This is a genomic window from Microbacterium hominis, assembly GCF_013282805.1.
GTDB lineage: Bacteria > Actinomycetota > Actinomycetes > Actinomycetales > Microbacteriaceae > Microbacterium > Microbacterium hominis_B.
Genome location: NZ_CP054038.1, coordinates 3,708,080 through 3,734,991 on the forward strand (window position 1 = coordinate 3,708,080; position 26,912 = coordinate 3,734,991).

Consider the following 26,912-nt stretch of genomic DNA (forward strand, 5'->3'; position numbering starts at 1 on the left):
CTCAGTCCAGGAAGCTGGACACCCAGGCCAGCTCGTCGGCCTGGTCGAGCCGGAAGACGCCGCCCGTGCCACCGCACGTCTCGTTCAGGCCGAACGAGGTGACCCCCGCGATGACGTTGCTCGTGCCGAGGAAGTTCGGCCCGCCGGAGTCGCCGAAGCACGTGCCTCCGGTGCGGGCGTTGTTCGACAGCAGGATCGAGAAGCCGCCCGTGAAGCCCGGGGAGTTGATCTGGTTGAGCTTCGGATACGCGACCATCCGGGTCTTCAGAGCGCTCGACTCGAGCTTGGACGCCGCGGGATACGAGCTCTGCAGGCCGTAGCCGACCGCCGTGAACGTGACATCCTGCTTGCCGCGCTTGGTCGCGAGGCTGTCGAGCTGACCCGCGACCGGCAGCGCGCCGTAGGCGTCGAGGAGGACGGGCTCATCGAGCACGACCACGCCGAGGTCGTTCGTGAAGAACGCGGCCGGGTCGTAGTCGGGATAGACGTAGGGCGTTCCGGTCACCTCGCCGACCAGCGGATAGCCGTGCGCCGCGGGGTCGGGTTCGAGGTCGCTCGTGAACCACAGCTGCACGCCCTCGACGGCGCCCTCGGTGCAATGGCCCGCGGTGACGTAGACCGTCGGCGAGATGAGGGTGCCCGAGCACCGCCATCCGCCGCCTTCGCCGTCGAAGGCGACCATCAGTCCGACGTAGGGATGGCCCTCGCCGTCGGGCACGCCGTCGGTCACGGCCTGCGCGGGCGTGGCGAATGACAGGAACAGCACGGCGGCCGCCGCAGCGGCGAGTCCGAGCACAGGTCTGCGCATCACTTCTCCTCGTGAGTTCGGTTGGGCAGAGGATCCCACCGCACCTGGCGCCCTGCAAGAGCCCGATTCGACCATCGCGCGCGGAACGGCGAGGTCGGCGGTGCGACCTAGGCTTGAGGGATGCGCCTTGCCACTTGGAACGTGAACTCCATTCGCGCCCGCGTCGACCGCATCGTCGATTTCGCCGTGCGCGAGCACATCGACGTGCTCGCGATGCAGGAGATCAAGTGCAAGACCGAGCAGTTCCCGTTCGCCGCGTTCGAAGAGGCGGGGTACCACGTCGAGGCGCACGGGTTCTCCCAGTGGAACGGCGTCGCGATCGCCAGTCGCGAGCCGATCTCCGATGTGCGCACGGCGTTCCCCGACATGCCCGGCTTCGCGAAGGGGCATGAGGGCCCCGACGCGCCGCAGGAGGCGCGGGCGCTCGGCGCCACCGTCGGCGGGGTCGAGGTGTGGAGTCTCTACGTGCCGAACGGCCGCGCCCTCGGCGACCCGCACTACGACTACAAGTTGCACTGGCTGAAGGCGCTCGAGGAGTACACTCGCTCGGCCCTCGCGGCGAACCCCGAGCTGCCGCTCGCCCTCGTGGGCGACTTCAACATCGCCCCGACGGATGCCGACAACGGCGATCCGTCGGTGGTGGCGGGCTTCTCCACCCACGTCTCGCCCCTCGAACGCGACGCGTTCGCGGCGATCGAGGCCGCCGGCGTGCAAGACGTCGTGCGCCCGCTGGTTCCGACCGGCTTCACCTACTGGGACTACAAGCAGCTGCGCTTCCCGCGCAACCAGGGTCTGCGCATCGACTTCATCATGGGATCGCAGGCCCTCGCCGACGGCGTGACGGGTGCCGCCATCCACCGCGAGGAGCGCAAGGGCGACGGCCCGAGCGACCACGTGCCCGTGGTCGTCGACCTCGACCTCGAGCCCGTCGACGACGACGACCGCCCCATGTTCTGGTGACGACGATCCGACCGGGCCTGGTCACGCGGGCCCCGCGCGCGTAGCGTGGCCCGCGTCGGAGGGAGCCCCATGAAAGCCGTCGCGATCACCCTCGCCGTGCTCATCGGCGCCGTCGTCGCCGCGGCCGTCGGCCTGGCCGCGGCGCTGGTCGGCGCGGTGCGCACGGGGGATCCGGAGCGGGTCCGCCGGTTCACGCGCTTCCAGCGCGACAGGGTCAATCCGCGTGTGCTGCAGACCGCCGGCTCCGCCGGAGACCGCTACGCGGTCGTCGAGCACGTCGGGCGCACGAGCGGCACCCCCTACGAGACCCCCGTCGGCGCGGTGCGCGACGGCGATCACTGGTACGTCATGCTCGTCTACGGGCCGCAGACCTCGTGGGCGCGCAACCTCGTCGCCGCGGGCGGCGGGTCGTTGCGCAGCGACGGCGAGCGCCGCACCGTCGTCGACGCGGTGGTCGTGCCCGTCGCCGAGACGCCGTTCGTGCACAGCGACGCCGGCGTGATCCGTTTCCTCGGCATCCAGTCGGCGCTGCGGCTGCGCGATGCCGGGGTGGCGGCATCCACCGAGGCGGTCGCGGAATGAGGCGGCTCGTCGTCACGGCAGCCGTGCTGCTGGTGCTCGCCCTGCCCCTCGCCTATGTCGTGCGCGGGGTGCGCACGAAGGATCCGCGCTTCCTCGACCGGTTCATCCGCCTGCAGCGGGACGTGCTCAACCGCGGCATGATGACCGCCGCCGGACGGACGAACTCGCCGATCGCCGTGATCGAGCACATCGGCCGGTCGAGCGGCCGCTCGTACGAGACGCCGGTGACCGCGTTCCGCGAGGGCGACGACTGGGTGATCGGACTGCCGTACGGCCCCGAGGTGTCCTGGGCGAAGAACGTGCTGACCGCCGGAGAGGCCGTGCTGCGCATCGACGGGGACCGCCACGTCGTCAACGGGGTGCGCGTGGTGCCGATCGCCTCCACCGCGCTCGCCACGCGCATGTCGGCGGTGATCCGGCTGTTCGGCGTGGAGTCCGCGATGGTGCTCCACGACGCGTCGGTGCGCTGAGCGACCCGAGCCGGCGACGAGACCCACCTTCCGCACTCGAACCCGCCCATCGGCGGCGGTTCTCGGCGCGAAAGGCGGGTCTCGGCGGCAGAGGCCGGTCTCGGCGGCAGAGCGCAGCGCAGGGCGCAGAGCGCTGACCCTCAACCGCCCATCGTGCCGGTGCGGGGCTCGCCGGGCGCGGGCGCGTAGCGCAGCAGCACCGCCCCCCTGTCCGACACGAGCGGCGGGGCGATCAGCCGGAGGTTCGCCGGCGCGGCGCCGTCGGGGAAGACCTTCTTCCCCTGCCCCAGCACGACCGGGTACACCCACAGGGTGAGCTCGTCGAAGAGCCGATCGGTCAGGAGGGTCTGCACCAGGTCGACGCTGCCGATCACGCGCACGTTCTCGTGCCGCTCGCGCAGCCCGGCGAACTCGGCCGCCAGGTCGGGGCCGAGCCGCTGCGATCCGACCCACGCGAGCGTCGGCGTCCCGCGGGAGGCCACGTACTTCGGGATCCGGTTGAAGGCGCCCGCGATGCCGCCGGCGAAGGCGTCGGGATGCCGCGGCCAGTAGTCCGCGAAGATGTCGTACGTGCGGCGCCCGAGCACGAGGGCGTCGATGTCGCGCAGCCGCTCCTGCACGTTCGCGCCCTCGACGTCGTCGCTGAGCGGCGCCTGCCACCCGCCGTACGGGAACCCGTTCGATGGGTCCTCGTCGGGCCCGCCCGGCGCCTGCGCGACCAGGTCGAGGGTGGTGAACAGGTCGATCGTGATGCGTCCGGTCATGCCGGCTCCTTCGCTCGGGCGCCGGCGCCGGCGCCGGCGTCGATGTGGAAGATCGCGGCGAACCGCTCCAGGAGCGTCGCCTCTCCCGCGACGACGTCGACCACATCCTGGTCGATCGCCTCGGCGGGCGTGAGCTCACCCGACAGGAGTCGGCGGATGCCGGGCCCGGCCGCGAACACGAGGTCGGGCTCCCCCTCGATCGGCCGGCCCCCGACCGGTGGCGCGGGCGGTGCGAGCTGCGCGATGCGCAGGCTGTCGGCATCCACCCGCACGCGCAGCGCGACCTCGCCCACGTGCACCTCGAGGTCCGCGGGGGGCAGCTCTGCCGCCACCGACGGCTGGAATGCGGAGCGCAGCGCCATGGTGAGCGAATCCGCGGTCACCACGTCTTCGGGCTCGGGCTCGCCCATCTGCGCGAATCCCCACCGGCCCAGGGCGAGCACGATCGGCTCGAGCTCGCGCCCGTACGGGGTGAGCTCGTACACCAGCCCGCAGTTCATGACGGGCACGCGCCGCACCACTCCCCCCTCCTGCAGCTCCTTCAGCCGCGTGGAGAGGATGTTGGTCGGGATCTTGGGCAGGCCCTGCTTGAGGTCGGTGTACCGGCGCGGGCCGACGAGCAGATCGCGAACGATGAGCAGCGCCCAGCGCTCCCCGATCAGCTCGACGGCGGTCGTGACCCCGCAGTACTGCCCGTAGCTGCGGGAGGCCACCTACGCCTGCGCGCCCTGCTCCGCGAGGTAGACCTCGGGGCCCTTCTCGACGGCGGCGGGGTCCATGTAGACGAACTCGAGGATGTTGCCGTCGGGGTCTTCGAGGTCGCGGTTGTACATGAAGCCGAGCTCGGTGGTCGGGCGCGGCTCGGTGCCGCCGGCGGCGAGCCCCGCCTCGACGACCCTGTCGACGTCTTCGCGCGAGTCACGGGTGAGCGCGACCAGCAGCTGGGCGCCCTGCTGCGGGTCGACGACCGGCTTGTCGGTGAACGTCGCGAAGAACTCGCGGGTGAGCACCATGAAGTAGATGTTCTCGTCCCACACGATGCACGCGGCGTTCTCGTCGGTGAACAGCGGGTTGATGTCGGCGCCCAGGCCCGTGTAGAACGCCTTCGCGCGTTCGAGGTCGGACGTCGGGATGTTGACGAAGATGTGGGTCATGTCGGTTCCTTCCATCTGTCCGGGGTCTGGCACCTCGGGCCTGGAGAGATACTTGCAAAAGACAAGCAAGCTTGTCAATAGCAAGCTCGCCCCCGGGATCCATCGCGCGGGGGATGCCCGGCCCCAGCCTCCCCCGTAGCGTGGAGGGATGTCCGACACCACGTCTCCCGCGCGGCGCTCCAGGCCGACGGCGACGGATCTCCGCGCCGACGTGTGGCTGGCCGGCGCGCTGCTGCTCGGCGCGATCCTGAGCACGGCTCTCGCCTCGACCTCCGGCATCTACGGCACCGAGACGCCCGGAATGCAGTGGGGCCTGCTCTACGCGTTCGGGCTCACCGCCCCGCTGGCGCTGCGGCGGCGGCATCCACTCGTGGTCGCGGTCGCCGTGGCCCTCGTCTTCTTCGCAGGCGGCTCGGCCAAGATCCCCGAGATCTACGTCGGCAACATCGCCCTGTTCATCGCGATGTACACGGTCGGCGCGTGGGTCGACGACCGGCGCCGGGCCGTGTGGGTGCGCGGGGCGATCGTGGTGGGGATGTTCCTGTGGCTGATGATCACCACCTTCCAGGCGGCGATCTCGCCCGATGACGAGGGGCTCTCCCGCGCCGGACTGTTCTCCCCGTTCGTGGCGTTCATGCTGATGCAGTTCCTCGTGAACGTCGCGTTCTTCGGCGGATCCTGGTACATGGGCGACCGCGCCTACGCCGCGGCGCTGGAGCGGGCCGCGCTCGAGCAGCGCACGGCCGAGCTCGAACGCGAGCGGGAGCTCACCGCCGCGCAGGCCGTCGCCCTCGACCGCGTGCGCATCGCCCGCGAGCTGCACGACGTCGTCGCCCACCACGTGTCGGCGATGGGCGTGCAGGCGGGCGCCGCGCGGGCGGTGATGGACGCGGATCCGGATGCCGCGCGCGACGCCCTGCGCGGGGTCGAGGACTCCGCGCGCTCGGCGCTCACCGAGCTGCGACAGCTGCTGGAGACCCTGCGCGGCCCCGGCATCGACGCGCCGAACGCGTCGACCGTCCGCGTCGAGCACCTCGACGAGCTGGTCGCCCACGCGAACGCCAACGGCCTGCCCACCACGCTGTCGATCGTCGGCGATCCGTCTGCGGCTCGGCTCACCGATGTGGCGACCGTCAACATCTACCGCGTCGCGCAGGAGGCGCTCACCAACGCCCGCCGTCACGGTGGCGCGGATGCCACCGCCGACGTGCGGGTGCGCTACAGCGCCGACGCGGTCGAGCTCGAGGTCGCCAACACCGGCCGCGTGACGCCGATCGCGCGACCGGGCCTCGGGATGGTCGGCATGCGCGAGCGCGCCGCCGCCTCGGGCGGCACCCTCGAGGCCGGGCCCCGGCCGCGCGGCGGATACCTCGTGCGCCTGCGGATCCCCGCCCCGCAGCGGGTCGACGCGTGAGCGGGTCGATGGATGCCGGCGCCGGGCCGATCGCCGGCGCCGGGCCGATCCGGGTGCTGCTGGTCGACGACCACGCCGTGATGCGCGCAGGGTTCCGCATGATCCTGCAGGCGGCGGGCGGCATCGAGGTCGTGGGCGAGGCGGCGACCGGCACGGAGGCGGTGGCTGCGGCATCCACGCTCCTCCCCGACGTCGTCTGCATGGACGTGCAGATGCCCGACATGGACGGCCTCGAGGCGACGCGCCTCATCGTCGCAGACCCGTCGGGCGACGCCGCGGTGGTGGTCGTGACGACCTTCGACCGCGACGACTACCTGTTCGAGGCGCTGTCGGCCGGGGCGAGCGGGTTCCTCCTGAAGAACGCCGGCCCCGAGGAGCTCGTGGCCGCCGTGCGCGTGGCCGCCGCCGGCGACGCGCTGCTCGCTCCCGAGGTCACCCGACGGGTGATCGCCCGCTTCGCCGGGCAAGCCTCCACCCCCGGCCTCCCCCGCTCCGCCGGACAGCGCCCCGCCGGACAAGCCTCCACCCCCGGCCTCCCCCGCTCCGCTGTCGCAATCGGCGACTCCGACCAGCAGAATGCGACAGCGGAGCCGCGGGGTGATGGGCGCGGGGTGCTGCCGGCGGCCGGGGCGCTGCCGGGGGGCGAGCTCACCGACCGCGAGCGCGAGGTGCTGCGACTACTCGCCCAGGCGCTCAGCAACGGCGAGATCGCGCAGCGGCTCTTCATCGGCGAGGCGACCGTGAAGACGCACGTGTCGAACGTGCTGCAGAAGCTCGGCGCCCGCGACCGGGTCGCCGCCGTCGTGTACGCGCACCGCCACGGCCTGGCCTGATCCCCTGCGGCAGCCGCACGTCCGCCGCACGGCGGGCCGATCCCCTCCTCACGGGGGATGTCGCGGCATCCGCTCCTCCGTAGCGTGGATGCCATGCTGAAACTCCAGGGGATCACCAAGAGCTACGGGGGCAGGCCCGCGCTCGACGACGTGTCGTTCGAGGTGCGGCCGGGCCGCCTCACCGGCTTCGTCGGCGGAAACGGCGCGGGCAAGACCACCACCATGCGCATCGTGCTGGGCGTGCTGGCCCGAGACGGCGGCAGCGTCACGCTCGACGGCGCGGAGGTGACCGCCGCCGATCGCCGCCGCTTCGGGTACATGCCCGAGGAGCGGGGCCTGTATCCCAAGATGAAGGTGCTCGAGCACATCGCGTACCTGGCGCGTCTGCACGGATTCTCCAAGGTGGATGCCACCGCCCGCGCCCGCGAGCTGCTCGAGCAGCTCGGCCTCGGCGAGCGGCTCGACGACAACGTGGAGACGCTGTCGCTGGGCAACCAGCAGCGCGCGCAGATCGCCGCGGCGCTCGTGCACGACCCCGAGGTGCTGATCCTCGACGAGCCGTTCTCCGGTCTCGACCCGCTCGCCGTCGACGTCGTCGCCGGGGTGCTGCAGCGCCGCGCGGCGGCGGGGGCCGCCGTGCTGTTCTCCTCGCACCAGCTCGACGTGGTCGAGCGGCTGTGCGACGACCTCGTGATCATCGCCGGCGGCACGATCCGCGCCGCCGGCGCCCGCGACGAGCTGCGCGCGAAGCACTCCACCCACCGCTACGAGATCGTCTCGGTCGGCGACGCCGGGTGGCTCCGCGACGAGGAGGGCATCACGGTGCTCGACTTCGACGGCGGGTACGCGGTCTTCGACGCCGACGGCGACGAGACCGCGCAGCGGGTGCTGCGCCGGGCGGTCGCCCAGGGCGATGTCGCGAGCTTCGCCCCGCAGCATCCCACCCTCGCCCAGATCTTCAAGGAGGTCATCCAGTGAGCACCCCGAACACCGGCCTGAGCACGGCCCAGGGCACGTGGCTCGTCGCCGAGCGCGAGATCGGGTCGAAGCTGCGCAGCAAGGCCTTCGTCATCTCGACGCTCATCCTCTTCGTCGGCGCCCTCGCCCTCGTGGTGTGGGCCGGGTTCACGGCATCCAGCTCCTCGGGCACGCCGGTCGCGGTGACCGCCGACGCCTCGTCGCTCATCGTGAACGACGACGGCCTCGACGTGACCGAGGTCGCCGACCGCGCCGCCGCCGAGACCCTCGTCGCCAGCGGAGAGGTGGATGCCGCGATCGTCGGCGATTCCGGCTCTCCGACCGGCTTCGTCGTGCTCGCCGAGTCCGACGCGCCCACGCAGCTGCTGCTGCGCCTGGCCGAGCTGCCGCCGGTCGAGCTGCTGAACCCCGCCGAGGTGGATGCGGCCCTCGGCTACATCGCCGCGGTCGGCTTCGGCGTCGTGTTCCTGTTCGCCGCGTCCGCCTTCGGCGGCACCATCGCGCAGAGCGTCGTCGAAGAGAAGCAGACCCGCGTGGTCGAGCTGCTCATCTCGGCGATCCCGGTGCGCACGCTCCTGGCGGGCAAGGTGATCGGCAACACGATCCTCGCCATGGCGCAGGTGCTGATCCTCGCCGCGATCGCCGTCGTCGGACTCACCGTCACCGATCAGACCGAGCTGCTGGCGGGCCTGGGCGCGCCCATCGCCTGGTTCTCGGTGTTCTTCCTGCTCGGCTTCGTGCTGCTGGCCGCCCTGTTCGCCGCCGCCGCGTCGATGGTGTCGCGCATGGAGGATGTCGGGTCGACGACGATGCCGCTCACGATGCTCATCATGGCGCCGTACTTCCTGGTGATCTTCTTCAACGACAACCCCGTCGTGCTCGGCGTCATGTCGTACGTGCCGTTCTCGGCGCCGATCGGCATGCCGATGCGGATCTTCCTCGATCAGGCCCAGTGGTGGGAGCCCCTGCTCTCGCTCGGGATCCTCGCCCTCACGTGCGTCGCGGCCATCTGGGTCGGCGCGAAGATCTACGAGAACTCGCTGCTGCGCATGGGAGCACGGGTCAAACTGCGCGAGGCCCTGGGGGGCTGAGTGCGACGAGCGACGCGCCGTCGCTGCGATCACCGTCGCAGCGCGGCGCGTCCTTCGTGTCCGCCGAGGGCGTCGGCGGCGCGGATGAGGGCGATGTGCGAGAGCGCCTGCGGGGTGTTGCCCACGTGCCTCCCACCGTGCACGTCGTACTCCTCCGACAGCATCCCCACATCGTTGGCCAGTCCGCACAGGCGGGCCATGAGGGTGGATGCCTCCTCCCGCCGCCCCGTCGTGGCGTACTGCTCCACCAGCCAGAACGAGCAGGCGAGGAACGGATGCTCGGTGCCGGGCAGTCCGTCGACGCCGGTGGCCGTGCGGTAGCGCATCACCAGGCCGTCGCGCAGCAGCGTCTGCTCGATGCGGGCGACCGTGGCTAGCATGCGCGGATCGTCGTGCGCGCAGAACCCCACCTGGGGAAGGAGCAGGAGCGAGGCATCCACCTCGTCGGTGCCGTAGTGCTGCACGAAGTGCCCTCCGTCGGGATCGACGCCGCGCTGGTCGATCTCCGCGCGCACCTCGTCGCGCAGCCGCGCCCACAGCGTGGCATCGCCGTCGAGCCCGCCCTCGCGCACGGCGCGCACGCCGCGGTCGAGAGCCGCCCAGATCATCGCGCGCGAGTGGGTGAACAGGCGCGCGGTGCCGCGGATCTCCCAGATGCCCTGGTCGGGGCGGTCGATCTGCGCCACGACCTGCGTGAGCAGGGCGCGCTGCAGCGACCACGAGAACTCGGTCTCGCCGACGCCGGCCGCTCGGGTGGCCTCCAGGGCGACGAGCACCTCACCGAGCACGTCTCCCTGGTACTGGCAGACGGCGCCGTTGCCGATGCGCACCGGCGCGGCGCCGGCATAGCCGGGCAGGCTCGGCAGCGAGCGCTCCGCAAGGTCGCGTTCGCCCGCGAGGCCGTACATGATCTGCACGTCGGCGGGGTCTCCCGCGATCGCGCGCAGCAGCCAGGCCCGCCAGCGCTGCGCGGTGCGCACGAACCCGTGGGCGAGCAGGACCTCGAGCGTCAGCGCGGCATCCCGGAGCCAGACGTAGCGGTAGTCCCAGTTGCGAACGCCGCCGAAATCCTCGGGCAGCGACGTCGTGGCCGCCGCCACGATGCCGCCGGTGTCTTCGTGGGTGAGCGCACGCAGCACCAGCAGCGAACGGATCACGTGATCGTCGTGGGGCCCATCGTGGTCGATGCCGTGGGCCCACTCCGTCCACCACCGCCGGGTGCGCTCGATGGCCGAGTCGGCGTCGAGCGGGTGGGGCGGATCGTGATGGGAGGGGAACCACGTCAGGGTGAGGTCGACGAACTGCCCCTCGGCGACCTTCACGGTGCCGGTGTGGGCGGTGCCGTCGGGCTCGAGGCGCGCACCGCGCAGCAGCACCGCATCCGGTCCGGCGACGGCCAGCACCGCCGGCACGAACTCCGTGCCCACCTGCCGCACCCACGGCACCGCTCGCGCATAGTCGAAGCGGAAGCGCACCTCGTGCGCGAACTCCACCGTGCCGCGGATGCCGACCACGCGCCGCACGAGGTCGACGCGCGGCCCGTCGACGGGCATCAGGTCGTGCACCTCGGCGACGCCGGTCGGCGTCTCCCACCGCGTGATGAGGATGAACGACCGGCCGTCATAACGGCGCGTCGAGGTCGCCGACCGCGCGCGCGGCCGCAGCGCCCAGTGTCCGTGCTCGGGGGTGCCCAGCAGCGCGCCGAAGATCGACGGCGCGTCGTACCGCGGCACGCAGAGCCAGTCGATGCTGCCTTCGCGCGAGACCAGCGCCGCCGTGCGGCAGCTGCTCAGCAGGGCGTAGTCCTCGATCGGTGCGGCCATCACGCGCGATTCTGGCAGGATCGGCCGCCGACCGGGAGGCCCCGCGGGGGATGCCGCTGCCGCTCAGACGAACTTCATGATCGAGATGACGTTGCCCGACGGGTCCATGAACCACGCGATGTCGGGCCCGCCCTCGAACCCCCGCGAGATGCCCTTCTCGTCGGTGCCGTAGTCGGGATCGGTATAGATCTTCGTCACGACCCCCCGGCCGTTGAGCTCGTCGACCGCGGCTTCGACGTCGTCGACGGCGAAGTTGAAGACCGTGAAGTTCGCCGGCGCGTGGCCCTCCTTCGCGTAGATGAAGTGCCGGCCCCCGTTCGGGAGGGTGAGGGCCATCGACTGCATGTCCTTGTCGACGTCGACGTCGAGGCCGAGAGTATTGCCGTAGAACTCCGCAGCGGCGTCGAGGTCGCTCACGGCGAAGCTGCCGAACGGCTGAGAGTTGTCGAACATGGGTGCCTCCGGGTGTGGATCTGGCGTGGATGCTGCTCCCCGCGGCATCCACGATCCTCCTGTCTCCGGAGCTTCGCCAGGGGGTCAGCGCTCGACGAGCACCCCGTCGGCGTCGGCCCAGACGTGCGCGCCCGGGCGGAAGCGAACGCCGCCGATGACGACGTCGACGTCGACCTCGCCGCGCCCCTCCTTGGCGCTCTTGCGCGGGTTCGAGCCGAGCGCCTTGACCCCCAGTGCGAGCTCGCCGATCGCCGCGCGGTCGCGGATCGCGCCGTGCACGATGATCCCCGCCCAGCCGTTCTCGACAGCGGAGGCGGCGATGAGGTCGCCGACGAGCGCCGACTCCAGCGACCCGCCGCCGTCGACCACGAGCACCGCGCCCTCGCCGGGAGTGGCGAGCATCGCCTTCACCAGCGCGTTGTCCCGATGGCACCGCACGGTGCGGATCGGGCCGTCGAAGGCGACCCGGCCGCCGATGTCGTGCAGCTGCAGCGCCAGCGAGTCGAGCGCCTCGCCGCGTTCGTCGTACAGGTCGGCGGTGGCGACGGCGCCGGTCTCGGTGGCAGGGGTCTGCGGGCTCATACCGGCCAGGCTAGGCGGCCGTGCCCGCGTCGCGGCGTGCAGAACTCCGGAAGAACCGCCCGAATTCTGCTGACGGCAAGCCGAACGGCGCCGAATCGGCCAGAAGTTCCGGAGTTGCGCACGGCGCGCCGGGCTCGGCCGGGCGGCGGGGCGGCTCAGGCGGGGGGCGTCGGCGGGTTGCGGTCGGTGTGGAGGGCAGTGAAGAGGGAGTAGGAGTCGCCGTCGGGGTCGGGGCCGCGGTCCTTGAACTCCTGGGCGAGGTCGTGCAGCCGCTGCGAGAGCTCGGCCATGTGCTCCGCGTTCAGGCGCAGGCCGAGCCACGTGATGTCGAGCTCGTCGCCGGGGATGCCCTCGATCTGCTGCAGGAATGTCTCCACCAGCACGCGCGACCCGTCGCGCACGGGGGTGTGCCACGACAGTCCGGTGGCCCGGTAGGGCACCTCCCGGGCGCCCTGCGCGCCGAGGCGCTCGGGTTCGGGAGCGAGGAATCCGGTGCTGACCAGCGTGCGCACGTGGTGGAGCATCGTGCCCGGGTTGACGCCCAGGAGCTCGGCGAGCTCCTTGTTGGTGCGGGCGTCGAACGCGCACAACCGGAGCACGCGCAGGCGCATCGGCGAGCTGATCGCGCGCATGCGCGCCGCGGCGAGGTCGTCGTCGAGGGTGTCCGGGGTGTCGGGGCTCTCCGTCACACGCCCCAGCATAGGCCGATTGACACTTCCCAATCAGTGCTTCAGACTGATTGACATGTCTCAATCAGAGGTCGCCGAGGCGCCGGCATCCCCTCCTGCCCCACCGCGATCACTGTGGCGCGACCGCAACTTCCTCACCATGTGGAGCGGTCAGGCCCTCTCCCAGTTCGGTGCGCAGATCACCGAGCTCGCCCTCCCCGTGCTCGCGGTGCTCCTCCTCGGTGCGACCGAATGGGAGGTCGGTGTGCTGGGCGCGGCGCAGATGGCGGCCTTCCTGCTGGTCGGGCTCCCCGCCGGCGCGTGGATCGATCGCATGCGCAAGCGCCACGTGATGATCGTCGCCGACGCCGTGCGCGCGCTCGCGCTGGCGACCCTGCCCGTGCTCGCGCTCGCCGGCGTGCTGGAGATCTGGCACCTCGCCGCCGTCGCCCTGGTGATGGGCATCGCCACGGTGTTCTTCGACGTGTCGAATCAGAGCATCATCCCGTCGCTGGTGCCCACCCGGCAGATCGCCGAGGCCAACGGCAAGCTCCAGACGACCGAGCAGCTCGCGGGCCTCGCCGGCCCCGCCGTCGGCGGGTGGCTCGTCGGCGCCGTCACTGCCCCGATCGCGATCATCGTGACCGCGTGCACCTACATCGCCTCGACCGTCGCCCTGCTGTTCACGCGCGACCACGAGAAGCTGCGCGCCCCCGAAGACCACAAGCCCCTCCTCCACGAGATCCGCGAGGGTCTCGGCTGGGTGTTCGGCAACCCGCTGCTGCGCCGCATCGTGCTCACGACGGGCACGTCGAACTTCTTCAGCACGATCGCGGCGACCCTCCTGCCGATCTTCGTGCTGCGCGAGCTGGGCCTCACGCCGCAGATGCTGGGCGTGGTGTTCTCGCTCTCCGCGGTCGGGGGCCTCCTCGGCGCGATCGCGACGCCGCGCATCGTGGCCCGCATCGGCGAGGCCCGGGCCATCCCGCTGAGCGCGATCGCGTTCTCGATCGTGCCGTTCTTCCTCCCCGCGATCTCGCTCGTGCCGACGCTGGCGTTCCCCCTGCTGGTCATCCAGTTCTTCCTCATGAGCTTCACGGTGCTGCTGTACAACATCACCCAGGTGACGTTCCGCCAGCGCATCACCCCGCCCCGCCTGCTCGGACGCATGAACGCCTCGGTGCGGTTCGTCGTGTGGGGCGTCATGCCGATCTCCGCGCTGCTCGCCGGCGCGCTCGGCACCTGGATCGGCACGGTGCCCACCCTGTGGATCGCGGCGAGCGGCCAGGTGCTGGCGGGACTGTTCGTCATCACCGGACCGTTCTGGAGCATGCGCGAGCTGCCCGACGCGCACGAGGAGCATCTCGCCTGAGCGCCTCCGCCTGGGAATAGCTCCCAGATTCATGCCGTTGCATGGACGTGGGCCGACGGTGTCCCGGCAGACACCGTTCCGACCCAGGGAGCATCCCATGTCCATCGCCCTCGACCGCACCGCGGAAACCGCCACGCCCATCCTCGACGTCCTCGCCGAGCGCTGGAGCACCCGCATCTTCGACGCCGAGACCCCCCTCGACGAAGCCGCCCTCGCGAGCGCCCTCGAAGCCGCCCGCTGGACCCCGACCGCCGCGAACTCGCAGGCGTGGCGCGTCATCGTCGCCCGCCGCGGCTCCGCCGCCCACGCCAAGGTGCTCGCGTCTCTGGCGGGCTTCAACAGCGCGTGGGCGGGCGACGCCGCCGGCCTCATCGTGTTCGTCGCCGAGACCACCCGCGAGGGCAAGCCGATGATCTGGGCGGAGTACGACGCCGGACAGGTGGCCGCCCACTTCACGATCCAGGCGCACGCCGGCGGCCTGTCGACCCACCAGATGGGCGGGTTCGACCGCGCCGCGATCGCCGAGGCCTTCGACCTCGGCACCGACTTCACCCCCGTCACCGTGATGGCCATCGGCGAGCTCGGCGACATCCGCGCCGCGTCCGAGGAGCTGCAGGAGCGCGAGACCGCGCCCCGCGTGCGTCGGCCCATCGCCGAATCGGTCCTCGTCGACGACTGACACCTCATCCCGAATGAGTGGATGCCGCGCCCGACGACGACGGGCGCGGCATCCACTCTCTCCGCAGGCGTGCGGACGCCTCTCCGCAGGCGTGCGGACGCCCATAGTGGTCGAACCGCGCTCGCGCAACCACTCCCGTTGCAGCCTGACCCGTGCTTAGGTGGCTCCATGACGGCGCGCATCGTCTCGATCGGCACCGCCACACCGGCAACCCGCATCGTCCAGGAGGACGTGCGGGATTTCTTCACGGGCCAGCCGGGGATGGACCGGCTCGCCCAGCGGCGCATCCGTGCCGCGTTCGACGCTTCGGCCATCGCCAGCCGCCACACGGTGCTCACCGAGCTGGCCGGTCCCGCGCATCACGCCCACGCGTTCATCGATCGCGCGGGCGGGCTGCTGTCGCCGTCGACGGGCACGCGCAACGACCTGTACCGCCGCGAAGCGCCCGCCCTCTACGCCGCCGCCGCGCGCCGCGCGCTCGCGGATGCTGCGGTGCCGGCATCCGCGATCACGCACGTCGTGACCGTCTCGTGCACCGGGTTCTTCGCCCCCGGCCCGGACTACCGCCTCGTGCGGGATCTCGGTCTGCCGACCACTGTCGAGCGGTACCACCTGGGCTTCATCGGATGCGCCGCCGCCCTCCCCGCACTGCGCCTGGCCGCAGGGCTCGCCGCCTCCCATGCGGGTGCGGCGGTGCTCGTTGTATGCGCCGAGCTGTGCACGATCCACATCCGGTCGTCGGCCGATCCGCAGCAGATCGTCGCCTCGTCGGTGTTCGCCGACGGCGCCGCGGCGGCGGTCATCACCGCGGATGCCGATCTCGGCCGCCCGGGCGGTCTCGGCCTCGAGCGCTTCGGCACCGCCCTCACCGACGAGGGCGAAGACGACATGGTGTGGACGATCGGCGACGACGGCTTCGAGATGGTGCTCACGGCGGAGGTGCCGCGCATCGTGGGGCGGGAGATCCGCGGCGCGGTGGAGAGGTTCATCGGCGACGACCGCGCTCCCGACGTGTGGGCCGTGCATCCCGGCGGGCGCAGCGTGCTCGATCGCGTGGAGGCCGGGCTCGAGCTCGATCCGGCGGCGCTCGATGCGTCGCGGGCGGTGCTGCGCGAGTGCGGCAACATGTCCAGCGCGACGATCCTGTTCATCCTGCGCGATCTGCTCGCCGACGATGCCGTGGGCGATGCGGCGCGCATCGCGGGGCTCGCCTTCGGCCCCGGGCTGACGGTCGAGTCGGTGCTCCTGACGAAGCACGCGGCGGAGCGGCCGCGGGCGGCGGCCGATCCGGAGCGGGTCGCGGCCGACCGCGCGGCGGCGCGGGTGACGCCGGTGGCCGGCGCGTGAGCCTGACCGCCCGCGACGAGTCGCTCGTCGAGCTGATGGACGACCCCGCGTGCGACCCCGTGCGGCTGGCTGCGACGCTGCGGCGCTTCACCGTCGTCAACCGCCTCGTCTCCGGCTGGGGCACTGTGTACCGCACCACCCTCGGACCCTCCCTCGCAGGGCTCGGGCGACCGGCGCGCGTGCTGGATCTCGGCTCCGGCGGCGGCGACGTCGTCGTGCGTCTCGCGGCGCGCGCGCGGCGAGACGGCCTCGACGTGCATTGGACCGGCGCGGAACCCGACGAGCGCGCCCACCGCGTGGCGCTCGCCCGCGGCGCGGACGACGCGATCGAGTTCCGCTGCGATGATGCCGCGGCCTTGCTGCGCGCGGGCGAGAGCTTCGACGCCGTGATCTCGAACCACGTGCTGCATCACCTCGGCCCGGAGCTGCCCGCGTTCGCGGCCGCGTCGCGCGCGCTGTCGAGGGGGCTCGTGCTGCACAGCGACATCGCCCGCGGACGACTCGCGTACACCCTGTACAGCGCGGGGGCGGCACCGCTCGCGCCCGGCACGTTCCTGCTCACCGACGGGCTCCGCTCGATCCGCCGCAGCTTCACGCCCGCGGAACTTCAGGCAGCGCTGGGGCAGGACGACCCCGGCGCGTGGCGTGTCGCGCGCCCGGTTCCCTTCCGCCTGCTCGCCGTGGCCGGACGCGGAGCCGGGGTCGGGGCGGAGCCGGAGAGCGCGGCGGGCGCCAGTGGCTGAGGTCACCGTCGTCGGGGCGGGGCCGGTGGGGATGCTGCTGGCCGGCGAGCTGGCCCGCCGCGGCATCCCGGTCGATCTGCTCGAGCGCCGGGACGTCGCCGGCCCGGGCTCGCGCGCGATCGGCGTGCACGCTCCGGTGCTCGCGGCGCTGGAGCCGTCGGGGGTGACGGAACGTCTGCTCGCCCACGCCGTGCGCGTGCACCGCGGCGAGGCGCGCAGCAACGGGCGCCTGCTCGGGATCGTGCGCTTCGACGCACTGCCGGCCCGGTTCCCCTTCGTCGCGACTCTTCCTCAGGCCGCCACCGAGGCCGTGCTCGCCGCCCACGCGCCCGAACCCCTGCGCGGCGCCCGGGCGTTCCGCGTGCTTCCGCGCGCCGACGCCGTCGTCGTGCGTGCGGCGCACGGTGGGCGGCCTATCGAGCTGCGCAGCCGGCTGGTGGTCGTCGCGACCGGTGCGGGCGGGCGCGATCTGGTCTATCGGCCCGGTGCCGTGCGCACCCGCGCCTACCGCGATCGGTACCTGATGACGGATGCCGCCACCGGCGAGCGCGCCGACGCCGACGTCGCGGTGGTGCACCTCGATCGCGACGGCGTGCTGGAGTCGTTCCCGTTGCCGGGCGGCATGCGCCGATTCGTGGCGTGGGACCCGCCCGGCGCCGAACCAGACCCCGCTGCCCGGGCACGGCGGCTGAGCGCGGCACTCGCGCGACGGGGCGATCCCGCGGCCGACGCCGTCGATGCCGCCACCTCGTTCGGCGTGCGCCGCGTCGTCGCGCCGCGCCTGCGCAACGGCCGCGTGTTCGTGATCGGCGACGCGGCCCACGAGGTGAGCCCCATCGGCGGCCAGGGGATGAACCTCGGCCTGCTCGACGCGGTCGGGCTGGCTCCCCTGCTCGCGGACTGGGTGCAGCGCGGCGAGGCCCCCGAGGCGGAGCTGCGGCGCTGGGAGGCCCGCCGCCTGCGGTCCGCGCGCGCGGCCGCGCGGCTCGCAGCGATGAACACGGCGCTCGGCCGGCCACTCGCCCGCGCCGAGCCGCTGCGGCGGGCCGCCGTGTCGGCGATGCTCGCGCCGCCCACCGCCCGCCTCTTCGCCCACGCCTACGCGATGGGCTTCGACGCCGACGCGTGAGCCTGGTCGCCCTTCCGCCCGGCCCCGCCCCGGCCACTGCGCCCTGCGCCTGCCCTGCCCCTGCGCCCCGCCCCTGCGCCCTGCGCCCGTGCCCCCTGCGCCCCGCCCCTGCGCCCGGCCACCCGGCGCCCTTGCCGAAAACAGGTGATCCGGCGGAGACAGGCCGCGCGCGGCATCCACCAGCCTGCTCTCGGCAGATCACCTGATCTCAGACATGTGGATGCCGGCGAGCCGCCCGTCCGCCATCGCGTGAGCCGCCCGGCCACCCGGCCACCCGGCCACTTGCCGAAAACAGGTGATCCGGCGGAGACAGGCCGCGCGCGGCATCCACCAGCCTGCTCTCGGCAGATCACCTGATCTCAGACATGTGGATGCCGGCGAGCCGCCCGTCCGCCATCGCGTGAGCCGCCCGGCCACCCGGCCACCCGGCCACTTGCCGAAAACAGGTGATCCGGCGGAGACAGGCCGCGCGCGGCATCCACCAGCCTGCTCTCGGCAGATCACCTGATCTCAGACACGTGGATGCCGAACACGCCGACCCCGAACACGCCGACCCCGAACACGCCGACCCCGAACACGCCGACCCCGGTCACCCCGACCCGGTCGCCCACTCGCCCTCACGCCGCCAGCGCCGCTCCCGAGACGACGAGCTGCGCCGCCAGCAGCAGTGCGGCGAGCATCACCAGCCGGAACAGCGCCCGCGACGGCGGGCGCAGCACCGCCCGCCCGGCCGTGACGGCGGCCACCACCACGACCGCGGCGAACAGCACCCAGGCCGCCGGCGCCACGGCGGTCAGCACACCGCCCGACGACCCGACCAGCACGGCGATCGCGCCCGACACCACGGCTGCAGCGGCGACCAGCGCCGCGGGCCGCGCCCCCAGCCGGTGCGGCAGTCCGCGCACGCCCGTACGGGCGTCGTCGTCGAGGTCGGGCAGCACGTTGGTCAGGTGCACAGCCGCTCCGAGCGCTGCCCCGGCCAGCCACGCCCACCCCGCCGCGAACGACGGGACGGGCGCCGACAGCGTCGCCAGAGACGGGAAGATGCCGAAGCTCACGAGGAACGGCACGATCGACAGCGCCGTCGACTTGAGCCCGGCGTTGTAGGCCCACGCCGCGCCCAGCGCGAGGGCGTGGGCGGCTGCCATCCGCCACCCGAGCACGAGCGAGAGGCCGAGCGCGATCACGAGACACAGGGATGCCGCACCCCACGCCACGCGCAGGCTCGCGTCTCCGCGCGCGAGCGGCTTGTCCCCGCGGCCGACGGTGCGGTCACGCGGCGCATCGATCGCGTCGTTCGAGATCCCCACCGAGAGCTGCCCCGCGAACACCGCGACCGTCAGCACCGCGAGCCGCCACGGCTCGAGTCCGATCGCGATGCCGAGCGCAAGGGCCAGCGCGGTCACGACGAGCGTCGGACCGGGGTGCGACGACCCCCACAACGCCCGCACGATGTGCATCGCCCGATGCTCTCACGCAGGCAGTGGATGCCGCACCCCGCCGCTCGGGCGGGGCGCGGCATCCACTCGCTCAGTCTTCGACGAGGTCGGCCTCGATCACCTCATCGCCGGCCTCGGGCGCGGGCTTGGGTCCGGCGCTGGTCAGCACGAGCTGCGAGCCGTCGGCGGCGATGTCGACACGCACGATGTCGCCGTCGCGCACCCCGCCGGACAGGAGCGCCATCGCGAGGCGGTCCTGGATCTCGGACTGGATGAGCCGGCGCAGCGGCCGCGCGCCGAACACCGGGTCGTAGCCGCGCTCGGCGAGCCAGCTGCGGGCGTCGGGGGTGACGGCGAGCTCGAGGCGGCGGTCGTGCAGGCGCTTCTGCAGCGCCGCCACGGCGAGCTCGACGATCTGGGCGAGGTCGTCCTCGGTGAGCGCCTGGAAGATCACGATGTCGTCGAGGCGGTTCACGAACTCGGGCTTGAACGCCTGGCGCACGAGGGCCTGCACCTGGTCGCGCTTCACATCGATCGAGAGGGTCGGGTCGATGAGGATCGGCGAGCCCAGGTTCGAGGTGAGGATCAGGATCACGTTCTTGAAGTCGACGGTGCGGCCCTGGCCATCGGTGAGGCGGCCGTCGTCCATCACCTGCAGCAGCACGTCGAAGACCTCCGGGTGCGCCTTCTCGACCTCGTCGAGCAGCACCACCGAGTACGGGCGTCGCCGCACGGCCTCGGTCAGCTGACCGCCCTGCTCGTAGCCGATGTAGCCCGGAGGGGCGCCGACCAGGCGCGAGACGGAGTGCTTCTCGCCGTACTCGGACATGTCGATGCGCACCATGGCGTGCTCGTCGTCGAAGAGGAACTCCGCGAGCGCCTTGGCGAGCTCCGTCTTGCCGACGCCGGTGGGGCCGAGGAACAGGAACGATCCGGTCGGCCGGTCGGGGTCGCTGATGCCCGCCCGCGAGCGGCGCACCGCGTCGGAGACGGCCTTGACGGCCTCCTTCTGCCCGATGAGGCGCTTGCCGAGCTCGGCCTCCAGGTGCAGGAGCTTCTCGGTCTCGCCCTGCAGCAGCCGGCCGACGGGGATGCCTGTCCAGGCCGCGATCACGGCGGCGATGTCCTCGTCGGCGACCTGGTCGTTGACCATGCGCTCGCCGGCGGGCTCCTCGCGCTCGGCGTCGATCACCTGCCGCTCGAGTGCCGGGATCTCGCCGTAGAGCAGGCGCGAGGCCTTCTCCAGGTTGCCTTCGCGCTGCGCGCGCTCGGCCTCGACGCGGGCCGCATCCAGGCGCGTCTTGAGGTCGCCGACGCGGTTGAGCGACGCGCGCTCGCGCTCCCACCGCGCCTGCAGCTCGTCGAGCCGGGCCTGCTCGTCGCCGAGCTGGGTGCGCAGTGCCGCCAGGCGCTCCTTCGAGGGGTCGTCCTTCTCCTTCTTGAGCGCGAGCTCCTCGAGCTTGAGGCGGTCGACGTGCCGGCGCAGCTCGTCGATCTCGAGCGGCGCGGAGTCGATCTCCATGCGTAGGCGCGAGGCCGCTTCGTCGATCAGGTCGATGGCCTTGTCTGGCAGCTGGCGGCTCGGGATGTACCGGTGCGAGAGGGATGCCGCGGCCACGAGCGCGGCATCCGCGATCGCGACCTTGTGGTGCGCCTCGTAGCGCTCCTTGAGTCCGCGCAGGATCGCCACGGTGTCTTCAACGCTCGGCTCGCCGACGTACACCTGCTGGAATCTGCGCTCGAGCGCGGCATCCTTCTCGATGAACTCGCGGTACTCGTTGAGGGTCGTGGCACCGATGAGGCGGAGCTCGCCGCGCGCGAGCATCGGCTTGAGCATGTTGGATGCCGCCACCGAACCCTCGCCGCCGCCGGCGCCCATGAGCACGTGCAGCTCGTCGATGAAGGTGATGATGCGCCCGTCGGACTCGGTGATCTCCTTGAGCACGCTCTTCAGGCGCTCCTCGAACTGGCCGCGGTACATCGCGCCGGCCACGAGGGCGGAGATGTCGAGGGTGACGAGCTCCTTGTCCTTGAGCGACTCGGCGACGTCGCCCGCGACGATGCGCTGGGCGAGCCCCTCGACCACGGCGGTCTTGCCGACGCCGGGCTCGCCGATGAGGACGGGGTTGTTCTTGGTGCGCCGCGTCAGCACCTGGCTGACCCGGCGGATCTCGCTGTCGCGGCCGATGACGGGGTCGAGCTTGCCCTGCCGCGCACGGTCGGTGAGGTTGATGCCGAACTGCTCGAGGGCGCTGCGCGCGTCCTCCTGCCCCGGCTGCTGGGTGGCGTTCATGTGGCTCCTGAAGTCTGTCGCGACTCAAAGTTGAGTCGACTGCGCTCAACTTTAGCAGAGCGTGTGGAGCGAGGCGAGAGTGTCGGCGGCTGCCCTTACATTCTTCTCACTGGTAAGTGATACTGGCTTCAAGAAAGGAGCATGACGATGCCCATCGCCACCCTCACCAGCAAGGGACAGATCACGATCCCCAAGGAGGTGCGCGACGACCTCAACCTCGTCGCAGGCTCGAAGGTGCTGTTCGTGAAGCTCTCCAACGGGCAGTACCGGATCATCCCGCGCACCGGCCGGATTCAGGACCTGAAGGGGATGCTGTACACGCCGGACGGGCCGCGCTTGACCATCGAGGAGATGAACGAAGCCATCGGCGACGCCGCGGCCGAATCCGGGATGCGGGGGCTCCGGCAGTGATCGGCCTCGACACCAACGTCGTCGCCCGCTATGTCCTCGAGGACGATGAGGCGCAGCTGGTCACCGCAACCGAGGTCATGGAGTCGCTCTCGCTCGACAACCCGGGCTTCGTGACGCACGTGACGCTCGTCGAGCTGGAGTGGATCATGAATCGCGGGTACCGGATCCCCCGCGACTCCCGCCTCAAGGTGCTCCGCGCGCTCATCGAGACCGAGACGCTCGAGTTCGAAGACGGCGAGAGCGTCGTGCGCGCGCTGGCGCTCGCCGAGGAGGGGGCCGACTTCGCCGACGCCCTCATTGCGGCGAGCGGCGAGCTGTTCGGAATCCCGGAGTTCGTCACCTTCGACCGCGGCGCGGCACGGCACCTCGGCTGGACCCTGTTGAACTGATCCCGCTCAGGCGACACGCAACCATAGAATGCGGCAATGCCCACCCCTCGCCCCGCCTTCGTTCTCTCGGCGGTCGCCGCCGCACTGCTGCTCTCTGGATGCTCCGCCCCGGCCGGACCGGACTCGGGTGGGCCGCAGGATGCAGCCGGGGCCCAGTCCCGGTCGGAGGCGTGTGCCATCGTCGAGCAGACGATGATCGAGTTCGGCGATAGCAGCTCCGAACTCGGCACGAACGACGACCCGCAGGTCGACATCGAGGCGTACGCAGATCTCTCGGGATCCGCGACGGAGAGACTCACGGCGATCACCAACGAAGAGGTCGAAGACGGCGCCGCCGCTGTCGCGACGGCCTTGTCGGATTACGTGACGTTCCTCCAGACGGCCATGTCCGATCCGACTGATGCCCCCGAGCTCACCGATGAGTTCACAGCGCTTCAGGAGGCGTTCGCCGAGGTCACGGCGATCTGCGCGAGCTGATCCGGCGGCCGTTCCCGTTGCGCCGGACACTCCTGAATCGGATTCAGGCGACGGGTTCGAGCGCCGCAGCGGCGAGCGCGGCATCCATCTCTGCCTCCGACGAACCCCGGACCGTACAGCAGAAGCGGGCGCGATAGGCCGTCGGGGTCATGCCGAGCACGCGCGCGAAGTTCTGCCGGAGCACGGCCGCCGAGCCGAACCCGCTCTCGAAGGCGATGCGGTCGAGGCCGAGCTCCGTCTTCTCGAGCAGACGCTGGGCATGGATGATGCGCTGGCGCGCCAGCCATGCGGCCGGCGTCGCGCCGAAGTCGGCCTTGAAGCGCCGCGCGAACGTGCGCGGCGACATGTGGGCCTTCGCGGCGAGCTGGTCGACGGAGAGGTCTTCGCGCAGGTTGTCGAGCATCCAGTCGCTGACCGGCGCGAGGGAGTGGGATGCCGCGACCGGCAGCGGCTTGTCGATGAACTGCGCCTGACCCCCGTCGCGCTGGGGCGGCACGACCATGCGCCGCGCGATCTTGTTGGTGAGCTCGGCCCCGAGCTCCTGGCGCAGCAGGTGCAGGCACGCGTCGAGTCCCGCCGCGGTGCCGGCGCTCGTGATGATGCGGCCGTCCTGCACGTAGAGCACGTCGGGATCGACATCGATCTGCGGGTACATCGACATCATGGTGGGTGCGTACATCCAGTGGGTGGTCGCCTTGCGGCCGTCGAGCACGCCCGCGGCCGCCAGGATGAACGATCCGCTGCACACGCTCAGCACCCACGCCTCGCGCGCCACCGCGTGCCGCACGACGTCGAGCACGCGCGGGTCGGAGCGGTGCCACCACTCGCGGGGCGTCGGCGAGACGACGACGAGATCGGCCTCGTAGGCGAACGACAGGTCGTTGTCGACGTTGATCGAGAATCCCACCTTCGATGGCACGACACCGGGGTCGGGCGTGACCACGCGGAAATCGAAGTTCGGGATGCCGTCATCGGTGCGGTCGAGCCCGAAGGCCTCGCACGCGACGCCGAATTCGAACGGGGCGAAGCCGGGCTGGACGATGACCGCGACAGTGTGCATGAGAACTCCAGGGGTGGCAGTTTTTCGATGAACAGTGGCCATTCTGCCACTCGTGGCAGTTCAAGCGCAAGCGTAGTGTTTCTGCCATGTTCACGCTCATCATCGTTCTCGCCCTTGCCGCCGCCGGCGTTGCCGCGACGGTGTTCACCCTCCCGCGCGACGGCTACCGCCGCACGCGCACCGACTGGACCCGCCTGCCGTAGCCGCGCCGCGCACCGCGCACCGCCGGACCGCGCGCGACGGCCCGGCCCGCCAGGCCGCCCGCTCCCACCGAGACCCCACAATCGCGCCGAGACCCCCTGATCGCTCAGGGGGTCTCGCCGCGTTCGCCGGGTCTCGCCGTGTTCAGCGGGTCTCGCCGCGATCGGTCGGATCCTCGCCAAGCTCGGCGCACGGGATCGGGTGCAGGCGGTGATCGCCGCCTACGAGTCCGGCCTGGTCGCCGTCAGGCCGTGACGCGGGCGTAGACCTCGAGCATCGCCGCGGTGCGGGAGGACTGGCGGAACCGCTCGCGGATGCCGGGGTCCACCGCCACCGGGTTGCCCGCCGCGATGTCGGCCGCCGCCGCGCGCAGGGCTGCGGCGAGCGCCGTCACCGAGGCGTCCACCACCGGCCAGAACCCGGCGCCGAGCTCGGCCGCCAGGTCGGGGTCGCTCACCACCGACGGCGTGCCGAGCGAGGCGGCCTCGAAGATCGTCATCCCCTGCGTCTCGAAGCCGATCGAGGTCTGCACGACCGCGTCGGCGGCCGCGATCCGCCCGAGCGTCTCGGCGTACGGCAGAGTGCCGGCGAAGCGGATGGATGCCCGGGGCCGCAGTCTCCCGACGAGGCGGCGCGCCGCGCGCAGCTGCCCGCCCCCGCCGATCACCTCGATCTCGGCATCCACACCGGACTCGGCCACCGCCTCGAGGAACGGCAGCAGCCGCTTCTCGGGGCTCATGCGACCGAGCCACACGAACCGCGGACGCCCCGCCGGGCGCCCGGCCGGCGCCGCCGCGAGCGCGGCGTCGAGCACCTCGTCGTCGATGCCGTTCCAGATCACGTCGACCGACGGCGCCACCGCGTGCGTCTCCAGCCGGTAGGCGAAGTGCGACGAGGGGGCGGTGACGGCCGCCGAACGCGCGCCGAAGCGGCGCAGGAACGCCCAGCCGTCGGCGCCGCGCTCCCCGCGCGCCCCCAGGGCGCGCCGCTGCCACGCGTTCAGCGCCCGGAGCACGAGCGCCGGGGCCGGGGCGGTCGCGGCGATGCCGACGTCGACGCGGTTGTGCATCGTGTGCACGAGAGGCAGTGCGTGCCGCGCCGCGAAGCGGTGTCCGATGAAAGCGCCCCAGAAATCGGCCTGCACGTGGACGAGGTCGACCGACGGCAGAGCGGCGAGCGCGGCATCCACCCATCGGTCGGTCCGGCGCCCGGGCCAGGTCATCGCGTACTCGCGGTCGGGCGTGATCGGCACCGATGGCATGTCGAGGTAGGCGGGCTCCGCTTCGCCCGGTGCGTGTGCGGAGTCGTCCCGGCGGCGGGCGGCCCGTCCATGCCGTGCCGGCGCGACCACCGTGACGCGGTGTCCCGCCTTCTCGAGGAAGCGCCGCTGCAGCCGTGTCGACACCTGCGCACCGCCGAGCGTCTCGAGGTGCTGGTCGGCGAAGATCACGACGTGCACGGGCGCCTACTCCGGCAGCGGCTCGTCGCGGTAGAGCGCCTCGAACGTCTCGAGGGTGCGGGTCATGTCGTGCACCTTCACGCCGTCGAGCGAGGCCTGCTGCATGCGGCGGCGCTCCTCGGGGCTCTGGGTGAGCACCGTGGTGAGCTTGGCGGCGAGGTCCTCGACGTTGCCCGGCTCGAAGAGGTAGCCGTTCACGCCGTCGTGCACGAGGTGCGGCAGCGCCACGGCGTCGGCCGCGACGATCGGCAGACCCGACGCCATCGCCTCCATCGTGGCGATGGACTGCAGCTCGGCGATCGAGGCGATCGCGAACACGCTCGCGCCGGTGAGGAAGCCCCGCAGCTGCTCGTCGGTGGTGTGCCCGTGGAACGTGACCCGATCGGTGAGCCCCAGCTGCGCCGTCAGCTCCTCGAGGTTGCGGCGCTGATCTCCGTTGCCCACGATGTCGAAGGTGACCTCGAGCGCGGGGTCGAGCGACGCGATCGCCCGCAGCACGACGTCGATCTGCTTCTCGGTGGTCAGCCGCCCCACGAACACGATGCGGTGCGCATCGCGCGGGGTGAGATCGGCCGTGTAGTTGCTCGCATCGAGTCCGCAGCTGACGGGCAGCACGTCGCGCACGTCGATCGTCGCCTCGAGGAAGTCGGCCGCCTTGCGGGTGGGAGTGGTCACGCGGCGCGTCAGGTCGAACGTGCGCTTCGCGTCGGCCCAGGCGAGCTTCATCGCGAAGCGGTTGACGGAGTCGGGCAGCATCGTGAAGTCGACGACGTTCTCGGCCATCACGTGGTTCGTGGCGATGATCGGGATGCCGCGCTTGGCCGCCTCGCGGGAGAGCCCCCGGCCGATCACGATGTGCGACTGGATGTGCACGACATCGGGCTTGACCGCGTCGAGCGTGCGGCGCGCGTAGTGCTTCGACATGAAGGGCATGACGAAGGTGAGCCAGTCGTGCGGGTACCAGCGCCACGACGGCAGCCGGTGCATCGTCATCGGCTGGCCCTCGATGGTCTCGGTGAACACGCCGTGGTTGCGATGGCCGTCGCTCGGGGCCATGACGTGCACGTCGTGGCCGCGCGCGACGAGGCCGGCCGCGAGGCGCTCGGCGAAGCGGGCTGCGCCGTTGACGTGCGGCAGGAACGTGTCGGCGCCGATGAGCACGGTCATCGGGCGAGGACTCACGGCGTCGGCGGAAGAGTCGTCGGGCGTCGCGGGTTCGGTCACGGGATGCGGTGGGCCTGTCTGTGCGGCGGGCGGCGCGGCGTGGGGTCGCGCGGATCCACTGTACCTGAGGGGTGTCGACTCGCCCGAGGCGACCCGACTGCGCCGTGGG

General features: G+C 71.9%; 28 protein-coding genes and 1 pseudogene. 16 read left to right on the forward strand and 13 right to left on the reverse strand.

What is annotated here, in order from left to right:
• Position 1: 1 nt before the first annotated feature.
• Positions 2–808: a trypsin-like serine protease gene (locus HQM25_RS16585; protein WP_172991240.1), complete on the reverse strand. Its 807-nt coding sequence runs from the start codon at positions 806–808 to the stop codon at positions 2–4.
• Positions 809–928: 120 nt separating this feature from the next.
• Here HQM25_RS16585 and HQM25_RS16590 point away from each other — a divergent pair, with 120 nt between their 5' ends.
• From HQM25_RS16590 to HQM25_RS16600, 3 genes are all read left to right on the forward strand, one after another.
• Positions 929–1,768: an exodeoxyribonuclease III gene (locus HQM25_RS16590; protein WP_172991241.1), complete on the forward strand. Its 840-nt coding sequence runs from the start codon at positions 929–931 to the stop codon at positions 1,766–1,768.
• Between the two features lie 69 nt (positions 1,769–1,837).
• Positions 1,838–2,350 (forward strand): nitroreductase family deazaflavin-dependent oxidoreductase, encoded by a 513-nt coding sequence (locus HQM25_RS16595; protein WP_172991242.1) that lies wholly within the window; start codon positions 1,838–1,840, stop codon positions 2,348–2,350.
• A complete protein-coding gene (locus tag HQM25_RS16600; RefSeq protein WP_172991243.1) occupies positions 2,347–2,820 on the forward strand; it encodes a nitroreductase/quinone reductase family protein in 474 nt (157 codons plus the stop codon). The genes HQM25_RS16595 and HQM25_RS16600 overlap by 4 nt, the downstream gene beginning before the upstream one ends.
• A 140-nt stretch (positions 2,821–2,960) precedes the next feature.
• On the opposite strand, the gene HQM25_RS16605 is transcribed toward HQM25_RS16600, so the two are convergent.
• Genes HQM25_RS16605 through HQM25_RS16615 form a run of 3 tightly spaced genes read right to left on the reverse strand, consistent with a single transcriptional unit; the run spans position 2,961 to position 4,738 of the window.
• Positions 2,961–3,584 (reverse strand): dihydrofolate reductase family protein, encoded by a 624-nt coding sequence (locus HQM25_RS16605; protein ID WP_172991244.1) that lies wholly within the window; start codon positions 3,582–3,584, stop codon positions 2,961–2,963.
• Complete coding sequence (locus tag HQM25_RS16610; RefSeq protein ID WP_172991245.1) at positions 3,581–4,297, reverse strand: winged helix-turn-helix transcriptional regulator; 717 nt, start codon at positions 4,295–4,297, stop codon at positions 3,581–3,583. The genes HQM25_RS16605 and HQM25_RS16610 overlap by 4 nt, the downstream gene beginning before the upstream one ends.
• Positions 4,298–4,738, reverse strand: coding sequence for a VOC family protein (locus HQM25_RS16615; protein ID WP_172991246.1), 441 nt, complete (start codon positions 4,736–4,738; stop codon positions 4,298–4,300). It lies immediately after the preceding gene.
• Between the two features lie 148 nt (positions 4,739–4,886).
• On the opposite strand from HQM25_RS16615, the gene HQM25_RS16620 reads away from it, so the two are divergent.
• The 4 genes from HQM25_RS16620 to HQM25_RS16635 all read left to right on the forward strand — a co-directional run bounded on the left by HQM25_RS16620 (position 4,887) and on the right by HQM25_RS16635 (position 9,054).
• Positions 4,887–6,152 carry a sensor histidine kinase gene (locus HQM25_RS16620; protein ID WP_172991247.1) on the forward strand — a complete coding sequence of 422 codons (1,266 nt, stop codon included), beginning with the start codon at positions 4,887–4,889 and terminating at the stop codon, positions 6,150–6,152.
• Positions 6,153–6,160: 8 nt separating this feature from the next.
• A complete protein-coding gene (locus HQM25_RS16625) occupies positions 6,161–6,985 on the forward strand; it encodes a response regulator (RefSeq protein ID WP_172991726.1) in 825 nt (274 codons plus the stop codon).
• A gap of 93 nt (positions 6,986–7,078) precedes the next feature.
• Positions 7,079–7,963: an ABC transporter ATP-binding protein gene (locus HQM25_RS16630; protein ID WP_172991248.1), complete on the forward strand. Its 885-nt coding sequence runs from the start codon at positions 7,079–7,081 to the stop codon at positions 7,961–7,963.
• Positions 7,960–9,054, forward strand: coding sequence for an ABC transporter permease (locus HQM25_RS16635; RefSeq protein ID WP_172991249.1), 1,095 nt, complete (start codon positions 7,960–7,962; stop codon positions 9,052–9,054). The genes HQM25_RS16630 and HQM25_RS16635 overlap by 4 nt, the downstream gene beginning before the upstream one ends.
• Positions 9,055–9,083: 29 nt before the next feature.
• Here HQM25_RS16635 and HQM25_RS16640 read toward each other — a convergent pair whose 3' ends face one another.
• The 4 genes from HQM25_RS16640 to HQM25_RS16655 form a co-directional block, all read right to left on the reverse strand.
• Positions 9,084–10,877, reverse strand: coding sequence for a glycoside hydrolase family 15 protein (locus HQM25_RS16640; RefSeq protein WP_172991250.1), 1,794 nt, complete (start codon positions 10,875–10,877; stop codon positions 9,084–9,086).
• Between the two features lie 63 nt (positions 10,878–10,940).
• A complete protein-coding gene (locus HQM25_RS16645) occupies positions 10,941–11,330 on the reverse strand; it encodes a VOC family protein (protein WP_172991251.1) in 390 nt (129 codons plus the stop codon).
• Between the two features lie 84 nt (positions 11,331–11,414).
• Positions 11,415–11,912, reverse strand: a complete 498-nt coding sequence (rraA, locus tag HQM25_RS16650) for a ribonuclease E activity regulator RraA (RefSeq protein WP_172991252.1) — start codon at positions 11,910–11,912, stop codon at positions 11,415–11,417.
• Between the two features lie 155 nt (positions 11,913–12,067).
• Positions 12,068–12,601 carry an ArsR/SmtB family transcription factor gene (locus tag HQM25_RS16655; protein WP_254359423.1) on the reverse strand — a complete coding sequence of 178 codons (534 nt, stop codon included), beginning with the start codon at positions 12,599–12,601 and terminating at the stop codon, positions 12,068–12,070.
• Between the two features lie 55 nt (positions 12,602–12,656).
• Here HQM25_RS16655 and HQM25_RS16660 point away from each other — a divergent pair, with 55 nt between their 5' ends.
• The 5 genes from HQM25_RS16660 to HQM25_RS16680 all read left to right on the forward strand — a co-directional run bounded on the left by HQM25_RS16660 (position 12,657) and on the right by HQM25_RS16680 (position 17,850).
• Positions 12,657–13,952, forward strand: a complete 1,296-nt coding sequence (locus HQM25_RS16660) for an MFS transporter (RefSeq protein WP_172991254.1) — start codon at positions 12,657–12,659, stop codon at positions 13,950–13,952.
• Between the two features lie 97 nt (positions 13,953–14,049).
• Complete coding sequence (locus tag HQM25_RS16665) at positions 14,050–14,631, forward strand: nitroreductase family protein (RefSeq protein WP_172991255.1); 582 nt, start codon at positions 14,050–14,052, stop codon at positions 14,629–14,631.
• Between the two features lie 168 nt (positions 14,632–14,799).
• Complete coding sequence (locus HQM25_RS16670; protein ID WP_172991256.1) at positions 14,800–15,978, forward strand: type III polyketide synthase; 1,179 nt, start codon at positions 14,800–14,802, stop codon at positions 15,976–15,978.
• Positions 15,975–16,721, forward strand: coding sequence for a methyltransferase domain-containing protein (locus tag HQM25_RS16675; RefSeq protein WP_172991257.1), 747 nt, complete (start codon positions 15,975–15,977; stop codon positions 16,719–16,721). The genes HQM25_RS16670 and HQM25_RS16675 overlap by 4 nt, the downstream gene beginning before the upstream one ends.
• Positions 16,714–17,850 (forward strand): FAD-dependent oxidoreductase, encoded by a 1,137-nt coding sequence (locus tag HQM25_RS16680; RefSeq protein ID WP_172991258.1) that lies wholly within the window; start codon positions 16,714–16,716, stop codon positions 17,848–17,850. Before HQM25_RS16675 ends, HQM25_RS16680 begins: the two co-directional genes overlap by 8 nt.
• A gap of 617 nt (positions 17,851–18,467) precedes the next feature.
• Here HQM25_RS16680 and HQM25_RS16685 read toward each other — a convergent pair.
• Both HQM25_RS16685 and HQM25_RS16690 read right to left on the reverse strand, forming a co-directional pair.
• Complete coding sequence (locus HQM25_RS16685) at positions 18,468–19,310, reverse strand: UbiA family prenyltransferase (protein WP_172991259.1); 843 nt, start codon at positions 19,308–19,310, stop codon at positions 18,468–18,470.
• 70 nt (positions 19,311–19,380) lie between these two features.
• Entirely contained in the window at positions 19,381–21,582 is a 2,202-nt protein-coding gene (locus HQM25_RS16690; RefSeq protein WP_172991260.1) for an ATP-dependent Clp protease ATP-binding subunit, read from the reverse strand.
• 147 nt (positions 21,583–21,729) lie between these two features.
• On the opposite strand from HQM25_RS16690, the gene HQM25_RS16695 reads away from it, so the two are divergent.
• From HQM25_RS16695 to HQM25_RS16705, 3 genes are read left to right on the forward strand one after another with little or no spacing between them, the layout of a single operon-like run.
• Positions 21,730–21,993 carry an AbrB/MazE/SpoVT family DNA-binding domain-containing protein gene (locus HQM25_RS16695; RefSeq protein WP_172991261.1) on the forward strand — a complete coding sequence of 88 codons (264 nt, stop codon included), beginning with the start codon at positions 21,730–21,732 and terminating at the stop codon, positions 21,991–21,993.
• The gene (locus HQM25_RS16700; RefSeq protein WP_172991262.1) at positions 21,990–22,382 is read left to right on the forward strand and encodes a PIN domain-containing protein; all 393 of its coding nucleotides are present in this window, start codon (positions 21,990–21,992) and stop codon (positions 22,380–22,382) included. The genes HQM25_RS16695 and HQM25_RS16700 overlap by 4 nt, the downstream gene beginning before the upstream one ends.
• Before the next feature lie 36 nt (positions 22,383–22,418).
• Positions 22,419–22,859, forward strand: coding sequence for a hypothetical protein (locus HQM25_RS16705; RefSeq protein WP_172991263.1), 441 nt, complete (start codon positions 22,419–22,421; stop codon positions 22,857–22,859).
• A gap of 43 nt (positions 22,860–22,902) precedes the next feature.
• Here the strand turns inward: HQM25_RS16705 and HQM25_RS16710 are convergent, their stop codons facing one another.
• Positions 22,903–23,919, reverse strand: coding sequence for a GlxA family transcriptional regulator (locus HQM25_RS16710; RefSeq protein WP_172991264.1), 1,017 nt, complete (start codon positions 23,917–23,919; stop codon positions 22,903–22,905).
• Between the two features lie 363 nt (positions 23,920–24,282).
• On the opposite strand from HQM25_RS16710, the pseudogene HQM25_RS17905 reads away from it, so the two are divergent.
• Positions 24,283–24,375: pseudogene (locus HQM25_RS17905) on the forward strand (DNA-binding response regulator); the annotation flags it as partial.
• Here the strand turns inward: HQM25_RS17905 and HQM25_RS16715 are convergent.
• The gene (locus HQM25_RS16715; protein ID WP_172991265.1) at positions 24,365–25,579 is read right to left on the reverse strand and encodes a glycosyltransferase; all 1,215 of its coding nucleotides are present in this window, start codon (positions 25,577–25,579) and stop codon (positions 24,365–24,367) included. The pseudogene HQM25_RS17905 and the gene HQM25_RS16715 sit on opposite strands and share 11 nt — an antisense overlap.
• Positions 25,580–25,585: 6 nt before the next feature.
• A complete protein-coding gene (locus HQM25_RS16720) occupies positions 25,586–26,803 on the reverse strand; it encodes a glycosyltransferase (RefSeq protein ID WP_172991266.1) in 1,218 nt (405 codons plus the stop codon).
• Positions 26,804–26,912: the final 109 nt, after the last annotated feature.